At 54.2% G+C, this 19538-nt stretch carries 17 protein-coding genes and 1 tRNA gene; 3 read left to right on the top strand and 15 right to left on the bottom strand.

Translation table 11 applies throughout. The features are described 5' to 3' along the window. Positions 1–91: 91 nt before the first annotated feature. Entirely contained in the window at positions 92–1105 is a 1014-nt protein-coding gene (locus EKN00_RS05285; protein ID WP_127849108.1) for a zinc-binding alcohol dehydrogenase family protein, read from the bottom strand. A 298-nt stretch (positions 1106–1403) separates the two neighbouring features. Here EKN00_RS05285 and EKN00_RS05280 point away from each other — a divergent pair, with 298 nt between their 5' ends. Next, positions 1404–1814 carry a hypothetical protein gene (locus tag EKN00_RS05280; protein ID WP_127849107.1) on the top strand — a complete coding sequence of 137 codons (411 nt, stop codon included), beginning with the start codon at positions 1404–1406 and terminating at the stop codon, positions 1812–1814. A gap of 66 nt (positions 1815–1880) precedes the next feature. On the opposite strand, the gene EKN00_RS05275 is transcribed toward EKN00_RS05280, so the two are convergent. The 5 genes from EKN00_RS05275 to EKN00_RS05255 all read right to left on the bottom strand — a co-directional run bounded on the left by EKN00_RS05275 (position 1881) and on the right by EKN00_RS05255 (position 5386). Continuing rightward, positions 1881–2171, bottom strand: coding sequence for a hypothetical protein (locus tag EKN00_RS05275; RefSeq protein ID WP_127849106.1), 291 nt, complete (start codon positions 2169–2171; stop codon positions 1881–1883). 96 nt (positions 2172–2267) lie between these two features. After that, positions 2268–2690 (bottom strand): GNAT family N-acetyltransferase, encoded by a 423-nt coding sequence (locus tag EKN00_RS05270; protein WP_127849105.1) that lies wholly within the window; start codon positions 2688–2690, stop codon positions 2268–2270. Positions 2691–2816: 126 nt separating this feature from the next. Next, positions 2817–3197 carry an iron-sulfur cluster biosynthesis family protein gene (locus tag EKN00_RS05265; RefSeq protein WP_127849104.1) on the bottom strand — a complete coding sequence of 127 codons (381 nt, stop codon included), beginning with the start codon at positions 3195–3197 and terminating at the stop codon, positions 2817–2819. Positions 3198–4038: 841 nt separating this feature from the next. Further along, positions 4039–4111, bottom strand: a tRNA-Ala gene (locus tag EKN00_RS05260). Between the two features lie 102 nt (positions 4112–4213). Further along, entirely contained in the window at positions 4214–5386 is a 1173-nt protein-coding gene (locus EKN00_RS05255) for an MFS transporter (RefSeq protein ID WP_127849103.1), read from the bottom strand. A gap of 364 nt (positions 5387–5750) precedes the next feature. On the opposite strand from EKN00_RS05255, the gene EKN00_RS05250 reads away from it, so the two are divergent. Further along, on the top strand, positions 5751–6635 hold the full coding sequence (locus tag EKN00_RS05250) for an SbcC family exonuclease (protein ID WP_127849102.1): 885 nt from the start codon (positions 5751–5753) through the stop codon (positions 6633–6635). Continuing rightward, positions 6628–7686 carry a hypothetical protein gene (locus EKN00_RS05245; protein WP_127849101.1) on the top strand — a complete coding sequence of 353 codons (1059 nt, stop codon included), beginning with the start codon at positions 6628–6630 and terminating at the stop codon, positions 7684–7686. Before EKN00_RS05250 ends, EKN00_RS05245 begins: the two co-directional genes overlap by 8 nt. Before the next feature lie 97 nt (positions 7687–7783). Here EKN00_RS05245 and EKN00_RS05240 read toward each other — a convergent pair whose 3' ends face one another. From EKN00_RS05240 to EKN00_RS05205, 9 genes are all read right to left on the bottom strand, one after another. Then, positions 7784–9190, bottom strand: coding sequence for a C69 family dipeptidase (locus tag EKN00_RS05240; protein WP_127849100.1), 1407 nt, complete (start codon positions 9188–9190; stop codon positions 7784–7786). Positions 9191–9317: 127 nt separating this feature from the next. Then, entirely contained in the window at positions 9318–9842 is a 525-nt protein-coding gene (locus tag EKN00_RS05235) for an HdeD family acid-resistance protein (protein WP_164848035.1), read from the bottom strand. A gap of 79 nt (positions 9843–9921) precedes the next feature. After that, complete coding sequence (locus EKN00_RS05230) at positions 9922–10101, bottom strand: hypothetical protein (RefSeq protein WP_127849098.1); 180 nt, start codon at positions 10099–10101, stop codon at positions 9922–9924. Next, positions 10101–10772 carry an NAD(P)H-dependent oxidoreductase gene (locus EKN00_RS05225; protein WP_164848034.1) on the bottom strand — a complete coding sequence of 224 codons (672 nt, stop codon included), beginning with the start codon at positions 10770–10772 and terminating at the stop codon, positions 10101–10103. The genes EKN00_RS05230 and EKN00_RS05225 overlap by 1 nt, the downstream gene beginning before the upstream one ends. A 145-nt stretch (positions 10773–10917) precedes the next feature. Beyond that, the gene (locus EKN00_RS10815; protein ID WP_164848033.1) at positions 10918–11073 is read right to left on the bottom strand and encodes a hypothetical protein; all 156 of its coding nucleotides are present in this window, start codon (positions 11071–11073) and stop codon (positions 10918–10920) included. 190 nt (positions 11074–11263) lie between these two features. Then, positions 11264–14407 carry an AAA family ATPase gene (locus tag EKN00_RS05220; RefSeq protein ID WP_127849096.1) on the bottom strand — a complete coding sequence of 1048 codons (3144 nt, stop codon included), beginning with the start codon at positions 14405–14407 and terminating at the stop codon, positions 11264–11266. Continuing rightward, positions 14407–15537 carry an exonuclease SbcCD subunit D gene (locus tag EKN00_RS05215; RefSeq protein WP_127849095.1) on the bottom strand — a complete coding sequence of 377 codons (1131 nt, stop codon included), beginning with the start codon at positions 15535–15537 and terminating at the stop codon, positions 14407–14409. The genes EKN00_RS05220 and EKN00_RS05215 overlap by 1 nt, the downstream gene beginning before the upstream one ends. 140 nt (positions 15538–15677) lie before the next feature. Further along, positions 15678–18635: an MSCRAMM family protein gene (locus tag EKN00_RS05210; protein ID WP_127849094.1), complete on the bottom strand. Its 2958-nt coding sequence runs from the start codon at positions 18633–18635 to the stop codon at positions 15678–15680. A gap of 36 nt (positions 18636–18671) precedes the next feature. After that, positions 18672–19463: a class C sortase gene (locus EKN00_RS05205; RefSeq protein ID WP_127849093.1), complete on the bottom strand. Its 792-nt coding sequence runs from the start codon at positions 19461–19463 to the stop codon at positions 18672–18674. Positions 19464–19538: the final 75 nt, after the last annotated feature.

Here is a 19538-nt window from a genome sequence, read left to right as displayed (position 1 = left end):
CAGACGACCGCCACAGCGACCACGGCGAAGCACACCCGAGGCCCAGCCCGGACCCGGAGGCCAAACCCCACAACGCGAAGCCTCCACGATGTTAAACTGTCAGCACAACCTTGCCCTGCATGTGGCCGTCTTCAACCATGGCGGTTGCCACGCGCAGGTTGTCGACCGTCAGTCCGTGCATAACTTGGGTAACGTCGCTTTGCAGAACGCCGCTTGCTTGCAGGTTCGCAATCTTGCCAATGATCTCACCCTGGGGCGCCAGGTTGTGGTGATAATCAGTCTTGGCAAACATAAATTCAAAATCGAGGCTCGCCGCCTTATTCTTGAGCTCGCCCACATCCAGTGGTGAAGTTGGCTGGACAATGCAGCCGACGTGACCAAATGGTGCCACAAGCTTGTTGGCCAGAGTTAGGTACGGTTCAGGTGCGAAAAGAATTGCGATGCCATCGATGGTCTCGTATCCCTGTTCGTGCACTTCACGCGCAATGTCGTCGTGGTAGTCAATGCGGCAAGACACACCGTGATTGCGTAGCCACGGGAAATTCTTCGGGCTCGAGGTCGCAAGTACCTTGAGTCCGCTCCATTTGGCCAGCTGCGTCATCATGGAACCAACACCACCGGCACCGTTAATGACCAGCAGCGTCTTGCCCTCATTGGCACCAGCCTCGGGAATGAAGCCCATTTTTTCAAACAGTAATTCCCACGCTGTCACGCCAACTAGCGGAATTGCGGCTAAATCGGCATCGCTCAGCTTCTCCGGTGCGTGACCCACCACACGGTAATCAACTGCCTGGTACAGCTTGTTACTGCCCTGACGGTTCTTGCTGCCGGCATAAAGCACCCGGTCGCCGACGTGGAATCCCCGCGTGTCTTCGCCCAAAGCCGTCACCGTACCCACAGCATCGAAGCCCAAAATCCGGGGTGTGCTGCTCGTCTTTGCCGTCTGCCGCAGCTTGGTATCAATCGGGTTGACCGCCATCGCCGCAACCTTCACCACCAAATCGTGTGCGCGTGGCTCTGGCATGGGCAGGTTCACCCGTTCAAACACATCAAGGTCAGTGATGGGGCGCCCCGTGTAAAAGCCAATCCCGAAATTATCAGTCATAATTGTTCCTCTATTCTCCGCTAAGCACACTGTGCCGTGCGGTCCTATTATGTAATGCGTTTACAGTTTATTTTAGCACTTGGACCGCGCCGCAACATAGCTAAACCATCAAGGTGAACTAGACCACTTTGCTTGGTGTGCCCGTCTTTACCTTTAATTAACCTATTACGAAATGTTTGCGTTCGTTACTTTATGATGACCAATCAGGCGTATTCGTGGCGTAAAGGGTGCATATCTGGTACACTTGTTGAAAATACGTAAGCCGGTTTTGTTCGGTTTAAACATCGGAGGTGGCAGGATGCACCGCGCGCCTGCAAAGCACACAAGCAAAGGAATTTTCATTGCGGCCGTTATCGTGGCCATCATCTTCATCGGTCTTGGTTTTTACCTAACGCAACCACACACATTAATTGACCAGCTGAGCACCGTTAGCTTCGGGGTCATCCTCACGTTTGGCCTCATCATCTTGACTGTTCTCGACGGTCGGGCCCGCTCCAAGTTTGTCCGGTTCCTGAGTGACTGGCTTTGGGGCACCGTTCTTCTGGCATTCGTCCACCTGTACATGATTGGCCTGGATCCAGAATGGTTGTTCCTCGGCTGTGGCTCCGGCATTATCGCCTTCTTGGCCCTGATGGCCGCCCTGCGTACCAAGTTCGTTACCAGCGAAATCCCCTACGAACGTGTTCGGGAAAGCCAAATCAATAAGTAAAATAAAGACGCCACCGCGATTGCGATGGCGTCTTTGCTTGTCCTATTCTTCGCATCTACCGGGAACCTACTTGCGGTATCCCAGATCGTGCTTCAGCGTATCTTTGGCTTCATCCGCGGTAAACTGCGTGGGGTTGTAGATAATCACGCCGCTACCCATGTAGTAATTAAACGTCTGCATGACAACGGGCACCGCCAGACTGCGCAGTTGCAACTCATCCTGAACTTCCAGTAAGAAACGTTGCGCGTATTCGCGATCCATCATTTCCGGAATCGTCCGCTCAGTGACGTAGCCAAAATCCATAATCGCGTTTGCGCCACTGATTTTTTGATTCCGAGTTACGGGTTCCTCTGCCATGGTTAACCTCCATTACGTTTAATCACTTGTCTTCGAATAAAGCCCTCGATATTGCCAGCTTAGGTCAAATGTTCACTGGAGCGTGCGTTGCGCTTACTAGTACTTAATTTCGAGCACCTGTTGTGGCCGAATCAGGCATGTCTGGCTGGCATCCTGGTCATCCTTAAAGCCGGCTTGCTTGAGCAGTCCGACCGTCTTCTGGTCGCGGCCAAAAGCAACCACGCGGCTCACCTGCCGGAAGTAGGCGGTAAACTGCTTGATGAGTTCAACATCAACGCCATCTTCTTGGTATTCCGGCAGCACCACGATGTCGTCAATGAAGAGCACCGTGTGCATGTCGGAGAGACCGCGAATGGCGCCAACCAGTTTGACCACGTCCCGCGCCGTCATCAGCGTGGAATTAGCCAAACCTTCAGCCGTTTCCCCCAAGTTGGTCAAATATTCATCCATCTTTGCCGCACCGTACAAGGCCTTGATTTCGTGAATATTCAGACCATTTTCAAAACTATAACTAATCAACAGATTTGCCCCCAAAATTATTCTATGGAGTATAGTACAACATTCCCGCCCTGTTTTTCAGCAAATAACTGCGAAAAAGCCTAAACAAACGGAAATATTTTCTAAAAGTGGCACTTACGTTGCAAATTAACGCGCTGGATTGTTCTTCAGCCCGTCCTTACTGGTGAAATCGATGAAGCCAAGGTTCGAATCAATAATCCCGATGTCACCAGACAAGGTGAGCTGGTTCATCCGTTCATTCAGGTGCACCGCCATGTGCGCATCCAGGTCTTCCTCCGAGTAACTCTTGTAGCCAATCGGGCCAAGGTTACTGTCGATTGTGCCGTCGTACTCCGGTGCGTTGTCGCTAACTGGCACCACGTTCAGCGTGAACTGCACCTGCATGTGGATCATCGCGTGCTGCGAGTATGGGCCCACCCCATCCTCGAACGTGAGCAACAATTTCTTGTCCGGCGACAGGTGTGCCTTAATCTTGGCCGCTGCTGCATCATCAAATCGTATTTCCATAATCGCGCCTCGCTTACTTAAAATTAGGAGTTTCCTTTACGCATTAAATGTAGTCGCTATCGGGCCAATATGCAATCCTTACTTTCTGTATGTTAATAAATCCTTTAGTTTATTTTTGCAAAAAACGGTTCGACGGTCACACTTTCTTCACAAACAGGCTATAATATATAAATATCGAGATAAGCCAACCCCTTATTTCGATACCCAACCCAACTTTTTTCATTTTACTCCTCCAAAGTAAAATCGCCGGTAGACACCCTTCTACCGGCCAACCCTTACTCAAGGAGCTCCAGTCAACCCCTGGGGCTTCTTTTTTTGTGTCCAGTGGCAGCTTCAATAATTGCTGTTTCTGCTCTGGCTAAATGCAAATGCGACATGGAACGTACCCGAAAGCACAATCTTAAGGCGCTAACTTTTTCTTTACTTTAAATCCGTAAAACTGACAAATTCGCTTCACAAAGACTTCACACTTCTTGGTTAATCTAATAAATGTAGAAGCGAGTTACCCAGAACTCGCCGCATACTTCTTCTTCATATTTTTCTCCTCCAACCGCACCGAATCCTCCAAGTTCGGTGTGTAAGATCATCAGTTCCTCCAAGACTGGTGATCACCCCCAATGCAAAAAGGGCCCAGTGAAAGCCGCGACAAGTTACGCGTGCTTTCACTGGGCCCTTTTTGGTTTGTTCAATACAGCCTGCCCCAGCCAATAAAATTTTGTCCGGTAGCTACCACCGTGACTACCATCTATGTTAGATACTAATAATCTGGGCTAAATCAGCGCTATTTGGTTGGTATTAAAACGTTGATTCGAAGCCGTTTTCCAAAATAGGGTACAAAAAATGGATCTGAACGGGCTTGAACCGTCGACCTCCTACATGCGAAGCAGGCGCTCTCCCAACTGAGCTACAGACCCAAAAGTACAAGGGCTATTTTAGCACATACGCTTACATTCGCCAAGGCTGGCGCCAAAAAAATCCTGAACGTCCAATAGCTCACGGACGGTCAGAATTTTTGATTAAGCACGTTTTCGAGTTGCAAAGTTGGTCGCCGCGAACAGCAAGACGCTGGCGGCAATGATTACGGTCGCGGCAATGAACAGGAACCGGTAACTTGTCCGTTCAATGACCAGTGCGCCAATCAGTGGCCCCAGCGCACGACCAGCAGCCGCGCAGCCCTGAACGAGACCCTGGAACCGCCCTTTTTGGCTTTCGGGCGCGGTCAGGTCGACGAAGGTTGAGACCGCCGGCAGTGCGACGATTTCGCCGAGCGTCAGTACCGCCATCGTGACAACGAAGACCCAGTACTGGTGCGCAAACGGCAGAATTAGGAAGCTACCACCCAGCAGCGCGAATCCCGCGTAAAGCCGCCCGTGCAGGTGGTCAGTCAGCCAGTCGTCGAACATTGTCAGTACCGGCTGGAACGCCACGATGAGCACAGCGTTGACCGTCCACAGGAAACTGTAGTCGCGAACCTTCAGCCCCTCATCGAGCATGAAGGCGGAAATATTGCTCTGCCACTGTTCATAGAAAATCCAGATAATAATCAGCGTCAGCAAAACCGTCAGGACCGGCGCGGTAATGTGCATCTTGTCCTTCACCATCTGGGCCCGCTCGCCAGTATGCGGCCGGTTTTTGCCCCGGTACTCGAAGAAGGCAACGGCAAAAAACAGGGCGTACATCACAAATGCAATGGAGAAAATATACTGAATTCCCATCGGCAGGAAAATCCCGACACCGAGCGTTCCGAACACGAGGCCCAAGTTACTGATGAAGTACATCACGTTGAAGATGTAACTGGCCCGCTTGGTGTGAATCCGGGTCGCAAAACCGTTCACGCAGGTGATAACAATCCCGCTACCAAAGCCGGACACAACGAGCAGAATTGGAAAGGCCGGCCACCCGTGCCAGAAGATCAATCCAAACGTGGCAACAGTCATCAGCGCAATCCCGAACAGGATGGTGACGTCCTCCCGCCATTTATCGAATAGGCGCCCCCCGACGGCACTACCAATAACGATGAACATGGAGTTGAAGAACAGGACAATCCCCGCCGTGGTGAGGCTCTCACCCAGCGTTTCGTGCATGTAGATGGTGGTTAGCGGCCAGATAAAGCTGGAACCAGTATTCGTAATCAAGTAGCCCAAAAATAGCCAGGTTAATTTAATTTGTTTTGGTTGCGTCTGTTGCAACTAACCACCCTCTTCCGCAAAATTGGTGGGACTAACCCACACTCTTCCAGTATGTCAGTATAGCCGAAAATTCAATTTTTGCGGACATCTCTGTGACGCCCGTGAGCAGACAATGGGCAAATTGCTCATTATCAGTCACAAGCGGCAACAAAACCTATCTTGTTACGTAAATATTGGATGTTTTTTCGCTCTTTTTGTCGTTTAGCCCGTCACGTTTCGCCGTATCTACAAAAAAGGCGAATAAAAAACACCCAAATCGCCGTAAGCGGTACCGTATCGCGGCACCATTGTTGTACAATGGATTCAGTAATAACACTTGTGAACTGCACATACAAACACATAAAAATGATTAAGAGGTAACGATATGTCTGTAGAAACTAGCCTTGCATACCAGCAGCAATTCTTCACCACCTTCGCCAAGGCGTGGGCGGATAAGTCCGATTACCGCCTTTACAAGGGAATTGATGACACTGCGCACACTTTGCGTTTGGATATTCACGAAGTCCCCGGCTACGTTCTCGCCTACGATAAGGGTGCCCAGGAAGAACTGCACCACTACCTGCGCAAGAATTTAATCCAGTGGCTCCGGGAGTACATCCCGTTCTTCGAAGTGGCAGACGATGGTCGTGTCTTCTTCGGTGATTGGTACCACCGGCGTGAATTCGGTCGTCTCGACGTCTTTGCTCGTGAAATCATGCACCAGGATGAAGATCAGCGCGCCATCCTGCCCCACCTCCAGGAATTCGCGGCCGACCCTGACCACTACCTGGATGTCCAGATTGAACAGCTGCGCAAACACTGTTACCAGGAAGCAACCGATTTGCACAACCAGCTCGAAACCTTGGAAGCAGACAACGCGACACCAGAAAGTTCTACCCGCACAAGCGCGCCGGCAAGTGGCAACACCAACCGTCTGCGTGGCCTGCTGAAGAACTTCATGGACCCAGATGCGGACACCGAAGCTGACGAACCAGCACCAAAGGAAGCCGCACCTACACGCCGGTCATACCACGGTGTTGACATCAACCGCGTGCGGGCCCAGTTCCAGGAAGCAAAGGAAGCGGCAGACGCTGAATTCGACGCCAAGAAGCGCGCACTCCAGGTTTCTGCAGCCGTTACCCGGTACGAATACCAAGCGGTCCTCGCTAACTACAGTTCAATCGATCAGTTCATCAACATTCTCAGCAACCTGCCTAAGGATTACATCCAGGCCCTGAAGAAGACCGAGGAGGAAGCAAGCCGTGCTTAATTACAACGATCAAGAAATAACCAGTATCATCACCAGCGACCTCGACATTGCCGAATCGCGCACCCGGATTACCGTGAAGAGCGACGCCACCATTGACGCACTCAAAAATAGTGAGCTCTGGAGCACTAACACCTCTGCCCAGACGGGGGTCCTGCTTGACTTCACCACGCTATTGGCCAGCAAAATTTACCAAAACCTGAGCGATACTAACGGCCTTGGCGACAGTGCGTTCTTCAAGCAACTCTGGCTGAAGCCCGTTGTGCCCGACACGGAGCACACCACCATCGTCTTCTTCCAGGCAACACCAGATGGCAACAAGGAACTCTTCACCATTGTTGACCCGCTGCGTACGGATGGCCGTCTGGTTGCTTCCAACCTGCCAACGCTGCTGCAAATCACATCCAAGAACGACGACGCGGTTACCTACACCGATGAAGAGCTCACGGCCCTCATCGCGCTGGTGAAGGAACTCTACACTGCCGGCTACGGCTTCCGGACGGTTGACGAAACCGTGCTCCAGCCAGTTGACGGTCTGACCTTCGCCACCAAGTTCGACACGAGTTTGCCCGTTAAGGCCTTTGCCACCGTGCAGGAAGCCGGCGACATTCGCTTGGCGGCCACGATTAACGGCACCGTTGCTGGTTACCACGTGTACGACGAAGACAACCACGACTGGATGGACCTCGGGACCGACACGCGCGACGGCGACCAGTTCATTTGGGAGAGCACCTCGATTCCCGAAGAACTCGTTGGCCAGCAGCTGACCCTCGCAGTCTCCGTTCAATCCGTCGACAACGTTCCAGCAATGGACGAACTGTTCGTCATCGCTTCAAGCAACGCCATCCTGATGCGCGAAAGCACCAACCCGGGCGAATACAGTCTGGATCTGCCGAACCACAAGTCGCTGACCGTGCGCGTTAACCCAATGAGCGGCACCGTCACGCTGGGCTACCCAGAACCAACCACCCAGATTATCGAGCTCGACAACCAGTACCCATTCCTTGGTCAGTGGATGAAGTCAGTACTGCCAAAGAAACCAGCATTCAATTAAACCAAGCTATGTAAAAAATAAGGTTCTGATCGGCGCAAGTAGCGTCAACCAGAACCTTATTTTATTGTGTTAGATTACCGCAAACGGCCAAGTTATCCTAGTCGTTCAGCGTGAACTTCAGCTTCATTTGTGGAGCAGCAAGTGCGACCATCTGGCCGAGCAGCTTGTTCGAGTTGTCGAAGGAGGTCTGCGCCATCTTGGCGTTCACTTCTTCAAGGTATGCGTGCAAATCAGCTGCATCCTTATAGCCCTTGTCGGCTTCAATCTGCATGTGACGCGCCGCCGCAACCGTGTTTTGTTCGAAGAGGTTTTCGAAGTCTTCAAACAGGCCGAAGTTCGTGTCCCCAAGAACTGCCAGCGTGCAGCTAAGCCAGTACATCTTGGTTGGTTCGTATTCTGGCTTGGTGTCGCGGTAGCTGGCTGGGGTGTCGGTTACGTTCGCGTAAAATGGCATTACGGCGTTGAACGTGTTGGGACCAAAGGCGAGCCAGTGAATGGCCGCGATTTCGTCTGGGACATCGTTTCTGATCTGCAGAATGTGCAGTTCCTGGTTCCGGTTGATGCCGATTGGGCGCATCTGCTTCTTGTCGGCGTCTGAACCGGTACCGTATGGGTCATACTTGGTGTTCTGGTAGTGTGAGCTCAGAACCCACTTAACGTCTTCAATGCTAATCTTCTTGTCGGTCCGGCAAATAAATGGCAGGTCCTGGTCGATTGGCGTGGTGTCGAATTCGGGGTTGAAGTACTTCTGTCCGTACCAGGCACGGGGGTTGTTGTACCGCGTGTCCTTGATGGTGGCACTACCGAAGATGTGACGCAGGTTGTAGCCTTCCTTGTCTGGGTTCATGTGGTAGGTTGCGATGATGTCCTGCAAGTCAGTTGCGCTCATCGTGTCGTCGGAGTCAAAATCAAAGTGGTCAATGTTCATGCGGTTAGGCGCAACCACGTATGCGTCGTCGGGAATGCGGACTGCAGCCCAGTGGTGGCCACCAATGGATTCAAACCACCAAACTTCCTGGTTATCGGAGAAGGCAATCCCGTTTGATTCGTACGTCCCGTACTTCTCAATGATTGAGCCAAGGCGCTGCACACCTTCACGGGCGGAGTGGATGTAAGGCAATACCAAGGTTGGCATGTCCTCTTCACCAATCCCGTTATCATCAAGTGGGTCAACCCCCAGAATCCGTGCGTTGGTCGTGATGGTTTCGGTGGAACTCATTGCAACGTTATCGCTGTTAATACCAGCTGCACCCCAAACCCCTTCCTTAGGGTCCGCGTTAGGTGTTTCCGTGTAGCGCAACGGGTTGTCGGGCAGGTCAATGTTAAAACTGCTCAGCACTGACTGGTAGTGCCGTGGCTGTTCGTCAGGGTTCACCACCACGAACTTCTGCGGCTGCAGTGGGACATTACCGTCCTCGTTCCGGGCAATAATGGTGGAACCATCGATACTGGCATCCTTCCCCACAAGTACCGTGGTGCAGGAACCTTTAACACGCTTAGTCATATACTTCGCTTCTTTCTTTACTAATTAAGTTAAGTGTAGTTGAAAGCGCGGGGAGACACAACCACAACCGGTTATGCCCCCCCGCGCTCTAATTTTTGGGCCGCCGCAAATCAATAACTGCAGGCGACTACCGGTATTTGAACCAGTTAATCAGTTCCATGACTCCCATGACGGCGAGAACGGCGCCGAGCACCCGGAACAGGAACATTGCCGTCCCGAATGGGTGGAACAACAGGAACGCGCCGGCAAAAAGCACGAGCACGCCGTAGATTGTCGGCCACACCACGGATTCGTTCACGTACTGGCGGTTGCTCCGGGCGCCGGAAATCATGGCCACGCCGTACATGATTAGGGCAAATCCGGCGAGCGCGGGTAACATGCTAATAACCATACCGGACAGTGATTCAACTAGCAGCGCCCCAATCAGTAGCGCAATCCCGGGTCCATACCCGGCCGTGACCAGTCCCTGCCGCTGCATCCGCCAATTCTTCAGCAGTGAAAAGACCCCGCACACGAGGAAAATGAGGGAGAGGATGTTGACGATTGCACCGAACACCAAGTTTGGCGCCGCAACAATCGCCGCACCCAAAACTATCATAATTAATGCTCGCAGCCACGCTGAGCGCTGGAACTGAACGTAGAATGTACGCATTATTGTCGCCACCATTTCTATTAATTACCTAATATTCTAGCAAATCCCCACCCGGAGCCCATCGGCCAATAGTCGCATTTTACCAGGCACTGTGATCCCATGTGCGCCCATCGATTTCACTGCGCATTAACGCGGCGCGGTGGGCCTGCTCCGTGGCGAACTGTGCCAGGGCCAGGTAGAAAGCTTTGTCCTGGTACTTATTCGCCGTCTCCGCCTTGCGCTTGGCCTCTTCAATCAGCCATTTTTCCTGTTCGGTCATTAGTCTACCTCCCCGGTGCGCAAGTCGGCGACCGTTTGGTGGAGCTGGGTCATGTCGGCGTTGATGTCACTCATCGTGTCCGCCAGCAATGCGTCCCCGCGTTTTGCCAATTCAGCCTCAAACCACTGCGCCTGTTTGCGCCGCGAAGTCGGTTGGTCGAGGGTCAAATATTGCTGGTAGACCGTGAACAGCTCCGCGCGCGCTTGTTCCGTCATCCGGGCGAACTCGGGAACCAGCAGCGGTGTGAGCATAGTCATCCCCGTCTTGCGTGCAATCGCCGCAAACGGTGCCAGCAGTGTGTCGACCGTCACGTTCTCCCGTGCACCCAACCGGTAATCAGTGAGCGGGTGGCTGAACGAAACAACCACCGCCAGCTCCTTGCCCCGCAGCAACCCGCCGGTATCATCGTACACAACACCGCGCTGCCAGACCGCATCGAGCCAGGCCCAAAGCTGCGCCGGCGCACTGTACCAATAGAGCGGAAACTGCAGCACAATGCGGTCCGCTGCCAGAATGAGTGCCTGCTCGCTTGCAACCTCCGCGGGCGAATAGTCGCAATCTGTGAGCTCGTGCCACGTTGACTCCGGTACCTGCGCGGCGGTTTCCTTAAAAAAGCTCTGGGTGTTGCTGCGCGCAATGTTTGGGTGCGCAACGACGATTAGTGTCTGCATGCTGATTGCCTCCTCATTGCCATTAATCATAGCCCACTGACTGGCGACGGGCCACCGATGCCGACGGATTGCGCCAAAAAAATATGCCTGCAAGTGAAAGATGTGCGCAACTTTTGCACATTTTTCACTTGCAGGCATACCTCTACTAATGTTGGTTTTGCTCTTCTGTGAGCTTGTCGGCTTCTGCATCAATTGCAGCAAATCCGGACTTTGCGTCCTTCTTTACTGGGTGCTTTGCCCGATCTTCTTCAGCCTTCTGAATCAGTGCCTTGCGCTGTTCCTTACTGAGTTTTCCTGCCATATTCTTTTACCTCTTTCCATAGACTGGCTATGCCGACACGTAATTGTGCCTGTAGGTAGCTGAAATGCGTAGCCGCTTACACTGGGTTGCGGCCACTTATGGGAGGGTTGTCAAACTCTCTACGTCAATTATTATAGCACTCGATTGATGATACTGCTAACAATCAAGGGCAAAGTTTTGGTAAAGTCGCTCAACCGTTTTTGTGAATGACCCTCAAACTGCTCCGGCCCGTTCCGTCTGGACGCACCTGCAACTGGTCCGGAATTCCCGCCTTCAAGGTCTCAACGTGGCTGATGATTCCAATCATGCGGTTGTGGCCCTCGATTGATTCCAGGGCCTCCATCGCCAGCTCCAGACTCGCGCTGTCGAGTGAACCGAAGCCCTCGTCGATGAAGAGCGCGTCGATGGCCACACCCCCGTTTTCTTCCTGAATCACCTCACCGAGCGCAAGGGCCAGGCACAGGGCGGCGATGAAACTCTCGCCCCCGGACAGCGTGTGGACCGACCGGGTTTGACCCACCTGGTCGTCGTACACGTCAATTTCCAGTCCCGTCCGGTTGGCACGCTTGACCGTAGCGCCGGTGTTCAGGACAAAATTGTACCGGCCGCGGGTTAGCTGATGTAGCCGCTGCGAACCAACCTGCAATACCCGGTCAAAGTAGGAGCCGAGCACGTACCGCTCGAGACCTAGGTTCCGCGGGTTGTGCCCCGTGAACGCTTGATCCAGGGTGCTCAGGTCCCGCACAGCCCGCTCCGTTTCCTCCCAGTTCGTCAGCCGCTGCTTGAGCTTGGCAATCACCGCGGCATTTTGCCGGTTGCGCTGGGTCGTTGCGCCGAGTTCTTGGGTCAAAGCATTCACCAAGGCCGCCGCTGCATCACTCACCTGCTGAAGCTGCACCACATCAGGCTGCTTGGCGCCCGCGATTTTGGCGGTGTTGTCCCGCAACAATTGCGCATTAGTTGCCACACGGGCCGCGTAGTCTTGTACCTGCTGCCGCAGCCCGTCCAGGTCCTGAACCCGCAGCTCATCACCTGCGAACTGCTCAATTGTCCCGTTCTGACCGTAATGTTCCTTCACCAACTCGGTCATTTCTGCAGCGGCCGTCTGCGCCTCCGCTGCGGCCGTGGTGATGGCGGCCTTCTGCTCACGTTCTTGACCAGTCAGGGTGGCCGCCTGTTGTCCGGCTTCTTGTTCCCGCTTGGTTGCCGCGGTTAACTTTTTGGTGAACACGCTGACGCTGGCCCGCAAATCTGCTTGTTGCTGCTTCAGGGTTTGCGCATCCGCGTCCGCGCGCTCACCCAGCTGGTCCGCAATTCCGGATGCGTGCTCGGCGGTGCGCGTTGCCGTCGTCTCCGCCGCGGCCTGCTGCTGTTGCAGTTCCGCAAGCTGTTCCTGCAGGCCCGGCATCTTGGCTGTCAGCTCGTTGCGCCGCACACTGAGCTGCTCCTGGTGCTTGGTTTGCCGTGCCAACTCCTGCCGGTTCTGGGCCAACTGGCTGCCCGCAACTGCAAGCGCCGCTAAGGCCGTGGTCGCATCTGCCGGCTTGGTGAGACCGCCAAATGCCACATCAGCGGCGATTGCCGTCAGCAGTGACTGGGTTGCTTCCTGTAGGGCCGCCTGCGCACTCGTCAGGTTCGCAGTGGCGGTTTCGCTTGCACTAATCGCCCGGCTTGCGGCATCCTGCAACACCTTGTACCGCTTGGCGCTGGCGTCAAATTCCGCCTGCGTGGTTGTCGTTGCATCCGCATGTGCTAGTTGCGGGTGCGTCGTCGAGCCGCACACGGGACACGGGTCATCCTCACCCAGCTCCGCCGCCAGCAAAGCCGCCTGACTCCGGAAAAACCGCAGCTTCACCTCGTTGTGCGCCCGTTCGCCGGCAGTCGCCGCCGCGGTCGCAGTCTGCAGCGCCGCAGTTGCCTGCGCGGCCGCCTGCGTTGCGCGGGTTAAGGCAGCCTGGTTCTGCTTGACCGTTGCCCCGAGGTTTTGCAGGTGAAGGAGCGCCACATCCTGGTCGTGAACCAGTTGCTGCAGTTCCTGCACGTGCCCATCCGTTAGCTGCGCGTTAACGTCACTCAGCTGGCTTTGTGCATCATCCAGTTTTGCGGATTGTTCCTGCACCTGGGCGTTAAGCTGAGCCAACTGCTGCTGGGCCCCCGCCGCTGTCTGGCGTGCCAGGGCCAATTCATTCAGTTGGCTGATTACCCCGGTGAGGTTCTCGGCAACACGCTTCTTATCGTCAAATGCCGCCTGCTGCTGACTAAGCAATGTCAGCTGCTGCTTGGCGGCCTGGTTGGCATTCTGGGCAGCGGCCAACAACTTGCTGGTTCCCGCGTGCTTTACTCGGGCCTGATCCAGCCGCTTGGCCGACTCCTGCATGCGCCCGTAAAGCGCCTGATTCTGCTGGACCCACTCGAGGTGGTTAATCTCTTCTTGCCGCTTGTCGTCGGTGGCTTTTTCGGACCGCAACCGCGCGGATTCGGCCCGCAACTGCTTATTTAGGTTGAACGCCTGGGCCAAGCTCGTCCCCGCCGCAAGCGCAGCACTGGCCTTCTTCGCGGCATCCTTGGCGTTGTCCAGTTCAGCACTACGCTGGTACATTTGCGCCTGCGCGTCGGCCTGGAACTGCTCCATCTGCGCCAACTTGTTGCTGATTTCACCGTCTTCGATTGACTGGTTATCATCAAGCACAAAGCCCTCGATGATTTCGTCCATCCGGTCCTTGGTGCTGGTCATGTCCTTGCGCAACGCGCGCAGGTGGCTTTCGATGGCATCTTGCCAGCGCGCGTACATCCCCGTGCCAAACAGATTGCGCAATAATTCCTCACGCTGGCTGCTATCGGCATCCAAAAAGCGGCGGAAATCGCCCTGGGGCAACAGCACAATTTGCCGGAACTGGGCCTTGTCTAGGTTCAGCAACTCCAGCAGTGCGGCGTTAACCTCCCGCTGCTTGGTGAGCACATCCACCGCCTCGCCCGGGCCAGTGATGGTCAGCTCTGGATCCCGCGGCGTCAGCGTACCATCCCGGCGCACGCGAATGGCGCGGCGCACCTGGTAGTCCTTGTCCTGGTGACTGAACGAGAGCTCAACCACCGTGTCATCTTTGTCCGCCGCAAAATCCGACCGCAGCGAGAACGCAACGCGGCCGTTATCCCCGTTGCTGGCCTTGGAGTCCGACCCGTACAGGGCAAACAGCATGGCGTCGAAAATCGTGGACTTCCCCGCACCCGTGTCCCCGCTAATTAGGAACAGCGGCGTGCCGGCAAAGTCGGTGAAATCGACCGTTTCGTCGGCGTACGGACCGAAGTTAATCATGTGTAATTGGTTAAATCGCATTAGTGCTCACCTCGAACTTCCGCTAGCGTCTTCTCCGCCCACTTGCGGCTGCCATCAGACAAGGGACTGCCCAGCGCATCGGCGTAAAAGTCGGTCAGTAGCGCCATCGGGTCCAAATCCTGAATCTGCGCGTGCATCTCCTGCTGCAAGTCCACACTGGTCGCGCGGTCAACCCCGGTGCAGTGCGGGAACCGTTCGCGCAGCCGGTTCATCAGGTCCGGAATGACCTCCGTGTCCGTCAGCGTGAACTGCACGTAATCATCCGGCGCCACCCCTAGGTCAGTGTCTGGATCCATGATGCGGTCAAAGCTGTCGGTGACGTGGCGGAACTCCGGCGTCTGCGGGATTTCGATGAACTTGCGCACCATCGTGTCCGTGTCCAGGATGTAACACCCTTTTTTCATGTTGGCCTCCGACACGTCGTACTTCACGAGCGAACCGGCGTATTGAATCTTCTCCGCGTTCAGTGCGTGACGGTTGTGCAGGTGTCCGAGCGCCACGTAATCAAACGGCGCAAAAATATCCACGGGCACCGCGTCGAGGCCGCCGACGCTGACACTGGTTTCCGAGCTGCCCCCGTTAGTACCGACGTGACTGCTGCCGGCAACGAAGAAGTGGCTCACCAGCACGTGGTGTTTGCCCTCTTCGAATAGCGGCACGAGCCCGTCGATTACGCGCGCAACGCTGGCGCCGATGCTGGTCAAACTGTCATTGCCGAAGTACACCTGTGCCTGCCGCGGCTCGAAGTATGGCAGCAGGAAGAATTGGGTGTCGCCGATAGTGACGGGCTTAAACGCACCTGCAATGGTCGTGTTCAGGTACAGGCCGGTGTTTGCGAACCATTCGTGCCCGGTTGCCAGCCGGGGGGCGGAGTCGTGGTTCCCAGAAATCACTAACAATGGTAGCTTGTCGTCCAGATTAAGTGTCCGCAGCATGTCGTTGACCGTGTCCACGACGTTCTCGGCCGCTAAGGAACGGTCGTAAACGTCACCGGCGATGATCATGGCGTCCACGTGCTGGTCCCTTACCACCTGGCATAACTGGGCAAAACTGCGCCGCTGCACGTCGAGCAAATCAAATCCCGCCAAACTTTTGCCAATATGCCAATCAGCTGTGTGTAAAATTCGCATGTCGAACCTCCCGCTTTGTATGCGCTTATTATAGCGTATTTGCGTTTCCCGAACAAACGTTTGTTGAGCTTTTCTTCTATATAAATAAGCCACCAACCGCCTCGCACATTGATTGCGCAAGACAATTGGTGACTCAAAATTTATTTGACTTCACTGCGACGCCAGTACAGTACCAGGCCGCTGCCGAGCATTACCAGCAGCAGGGCCACCATGACGTACGGCAACATCCCGGAGCCACCGGTGCTTGGCAGACGCACATCATCTGGCAGCGGCACCTCCTGGTCGGGGATGGTGATAGTGACGGTCCCCGTGCCTGGGTCCTTATCGGTACCTGAATCAGTGGTAGCACTATTGTCAGCATCCACGGTAACACCGAAGTGGTCGCTGTACGGCAGGTCATTATCGCTGTACTGGAGCAGGTCCCAGTTACCGTCTTCTGGTTCACCGTGCGCCTGGCCGTCAGCAAATTTAAACTTGCCGCCATCGTTAACTGGCATCAGCTGACCGTCCGCGCCAACTTGGAAGGTGAAGACACCCTTCAGCTTTTGGTAACGACCAGGGGCCTTCGTTTCCTGCAGCGTGTAGTTGGTGCTTGGCCTCAGACTCAGGGGCGCACCATAATCCATAAAGGTTAATAATCCATCTTTTCTGGTGGCATTAAACTCGGTTGACGAGCCATCTTCGTTCAGCCGCGTCAGCTTAAAGTCTGCACCATCAACATTAGCCCCAGTCAGCGCATCAATCTTGTGAATTTTCAGGTTGTACTTCTTCGTGCGTTTGTCGGGGATGGTGACTTGGAGCTTATACTGATTGTCAACCTGAGCAACCTTCAACCCGTAATCCTTCAAAAAGCTGAGGTCGCTGCCATCGTAGGCTAAATTCAGCACCGAATCCCAATCGTTGATATCGCCAGCGTGCGTTTGCTCGTCAGCGAACTTGAAGTCCCGACTACCAACCTGCTTCGGGTAACCATCATCACCAATAGTGAAGTGGAAAGTCCCGCCGAGCTTATTGAAACCTTGGGGAGCCGTTACTTCCTTTAAGGTGTAATCGCCCGGGACCATGGCCATCTTGAACTCAATGCCACCACTTTTTTCAGTAGTCGCCCGTTCCGTCGATGTGCCATGTTTCAGCTCAAAGGTGGCACCTTTCAGGTCGTGCTTGTTCAAGTCCACCTTATCTAGGTGCAGAACAAACTGCTTGCGGGTCGGCTTGTCGGGGTACTTGCCATCCTGCAATACCCCGTCTGGCCAGGTAATCGTCCCATCGTTATTGACGGTGATATTTGTTTTGGCGCCATTTTGCGGGTCTTCGTAGTTAGTCGGCACATCAGTTTCAGCGATTTGGTAATCGCCGGGCACAACTTTGGGAAACTTCACCTGACCATTGCTGTCACTGGTTGCCTTTCCTTTTTCCTGACCATCTTGGTACAGCGTGAAGGTTGCGCGAGGTAGCGGATTCCCCGTATCGCTATCAATCTTCTCGAAGCTGATGTCAACGGGATCTGGCGGCAACTGAATGTCGACAATGTTGGAGGTCGCGGAAAACATCTCATCATTATTGTATCTAAAAAATGATGCGGCTTTATTTTGCATCAATTTCGGTGCATCGTCTGTCACCTTGAACTTCACCCGAATCGTGAAGTCCTTACCGTAAAATTTCGGATCTTTAGACTCTTCGTTGATCTTTTGCACCGCATCGCTTGACAACTGCACATTCAAATACCGGCCGTCAGCATCGCTTTGAGCAAGCTGATTGCCCTCTAAGTCGTACACCGTGACCGCATCGTTGCCCGCCATCTCGGTCCCCTCTGGCAGAGTATCCGTTATTTCCATATGAGCTGGTAACACCAAACCTTGCGTCGACAGGTCAATTGTCGGCTGGTTAATGTAGTAGTAATATTCCTTACCCGGTTCCACGTACCGCTTGGCTTTTGGCAACACACCTTGAGCAAGGTCGGGTTTATCTGGATTGTGGCCCGGCTGCGGATTATTGAAGTCCCACTTGCTGTCTCCTTCATGCAAGCCGTAAACGTCTAAATCGTTGTCATAACGCTGAGCAAACCCGGCATTGTTGTCGACCGGTTCGACGGTCTTACTTGGTGCGGACTGCGCGACCGGGAACGGCGAACTACTGGAAAATGCAGTCCACGCACGGCCCCAGCCGGAACCAAACGTAAACGAATTGGTTGTCCGGCTAAGTGGAAACGAAACCGTGGCCCTTGGGAAGTTCGGATTACCCAGATGGTCGTCGTCACCACTAAAGTTGGTTCCGTTAGTGCCGTAGTAAGTCCCCGCCATGTATTTGAAAGCGGGATTTTGTGGTTGAGGGTGGTATGACAGAATCGTCCCATCACTAGTTACCCCATCCGGACGGTCAGCACCATCGCCAGCAAACTCTGTGGACTGCTCCGGATTACCCCAGTCGTTGGCCTGGTTAGCGTTCAGTGAGTTGAACGAGAACTTGCCGCCCAGACCGGTGAAATTAATCGGCTTACCATCGGGGTCCACGAAGGTGAAGTGGATGGACATACTCTTAATCCCGCCGTAAAGCACTCCAGAGTATAGGTTGTTCGAGAAAATAATGTAGGGTACTGTGTCTGCAGACCAGCTGGGTTGTGCGCCGTAGATAATATTATCGACGGTAACGTGCGCACCCACCCTGACGTACTGGCCATCCTCCCTCGCCAGACCGACATTGTCGTAGTCGACCGTAATTGTATCAGGAAGTGATTGGCCATCCCCGCCGTCTCTCGCGTGGAGCCCTGTGTAGGCAATCCCAGTCATGCCCTTGTTGTCCTGAAAATTCATGTAGGTGTGGTCTGATTGTTCCCAATCATGCCAAGATTGATAATTACCCGAGCCGTCATCGCCAACTCGATTAGCCCCATTGAAGTCGGTAATCTTGGCTTTACCATCACGATAATAGTTAGAAGTAATCGTTACCTCCGACTCCGCATCCGGATCAATGATGAGCGCCTGGTCCGGCTTATCGTCAGCGGTTCCCGCATCGGCGACCTGCCCGCCCACCAAAAATTGGCATAATGGTGTAATCAGTACCAGGACCATGAGCATATGCATAATTTTTTTGCGTAACATGGGCGAGTCTCCTCTCAGCGATAATAACGAATCTTCTTACTGTCTTACCGGCCCGTTTTTCTTCCAGCGCAGACGCCAGATGGTGTAGAAAATCAGGGTCAGGAAGGCAAAAATCACAGCGATGATGAAAATGACGGTGTAGGCCGTGGCGGCTTGCTGCGAGTGCCGCACCGCCGCCGCTACCTTCTGCGTGTATGGCACGCGGTGGCCCGTAACCAGCAGCCGGTGCGTGTTAATCATGTACGGGGTACACGTGATAAGCGTCGCCAGGTCGCGGCCGGCTTGGCGGGCCAGCGGCTTCACGTTGGTGGGCAAGACCACCTGCTTCTTGTAAACCTTGTAGGCCCGGTGCTTGCCGCCAACGGTGATGACGAACACGTCACCCTTTTTCACCAGGTGTAAATTGGTGAAGAACACCTTCGTGGGCAAGCCGCTGTGGGCAGAAATTGCGGTGTGCCGGTCAAGCCCACCGACCGGCATGTCGGTGCCACGCACCACGCCCGCACCCAGTTGGAGCGATGCCTCCGTCGCAATATCGAAGACGGGCAGGTTCAACTTGATGCTGGGGATGCTGATGGTGCCCAGCAGGTGGGCCCGTTCATCGCGGTTCAGGTTGTTGGCGGAAAAGCTATCGCCAATCTGATCACCCTTTTTTGCTTGCAGCGCTTTAATGCGTTTGGCTTCCTTCTGGTTGGCCGCATATGTTTGCGCCATGTTGTGCTGCAACGTAAAATGGTTAACCGCCATCTGCATGAACGGATAGGTGAAAACAACCAGCCCGGCGCCAAACAGCAAAATCATGATAATTTGGCGTATTTTCCCGCGCACGTTATTTCCCCCCTATGTATTCGTAAGGATGTGGCTACTAACCCGATTAATCGTGTCACCACCGCACCCTTACGT

Source organism: Lacticaseibacillus hulanensis (genome assembly GCF_004010095.1).
GTDB classification, from domain to species: domain Bacteria; phylum Bacillota; class Bacilli; order Lactobacillales; family Lactobacillaceae; genus Lacticaseibacillus; species Lacticaseibacillus hulanensis.
This window is presented reverse-complemented; position numbering and strand designations above follow the sequence as displayed.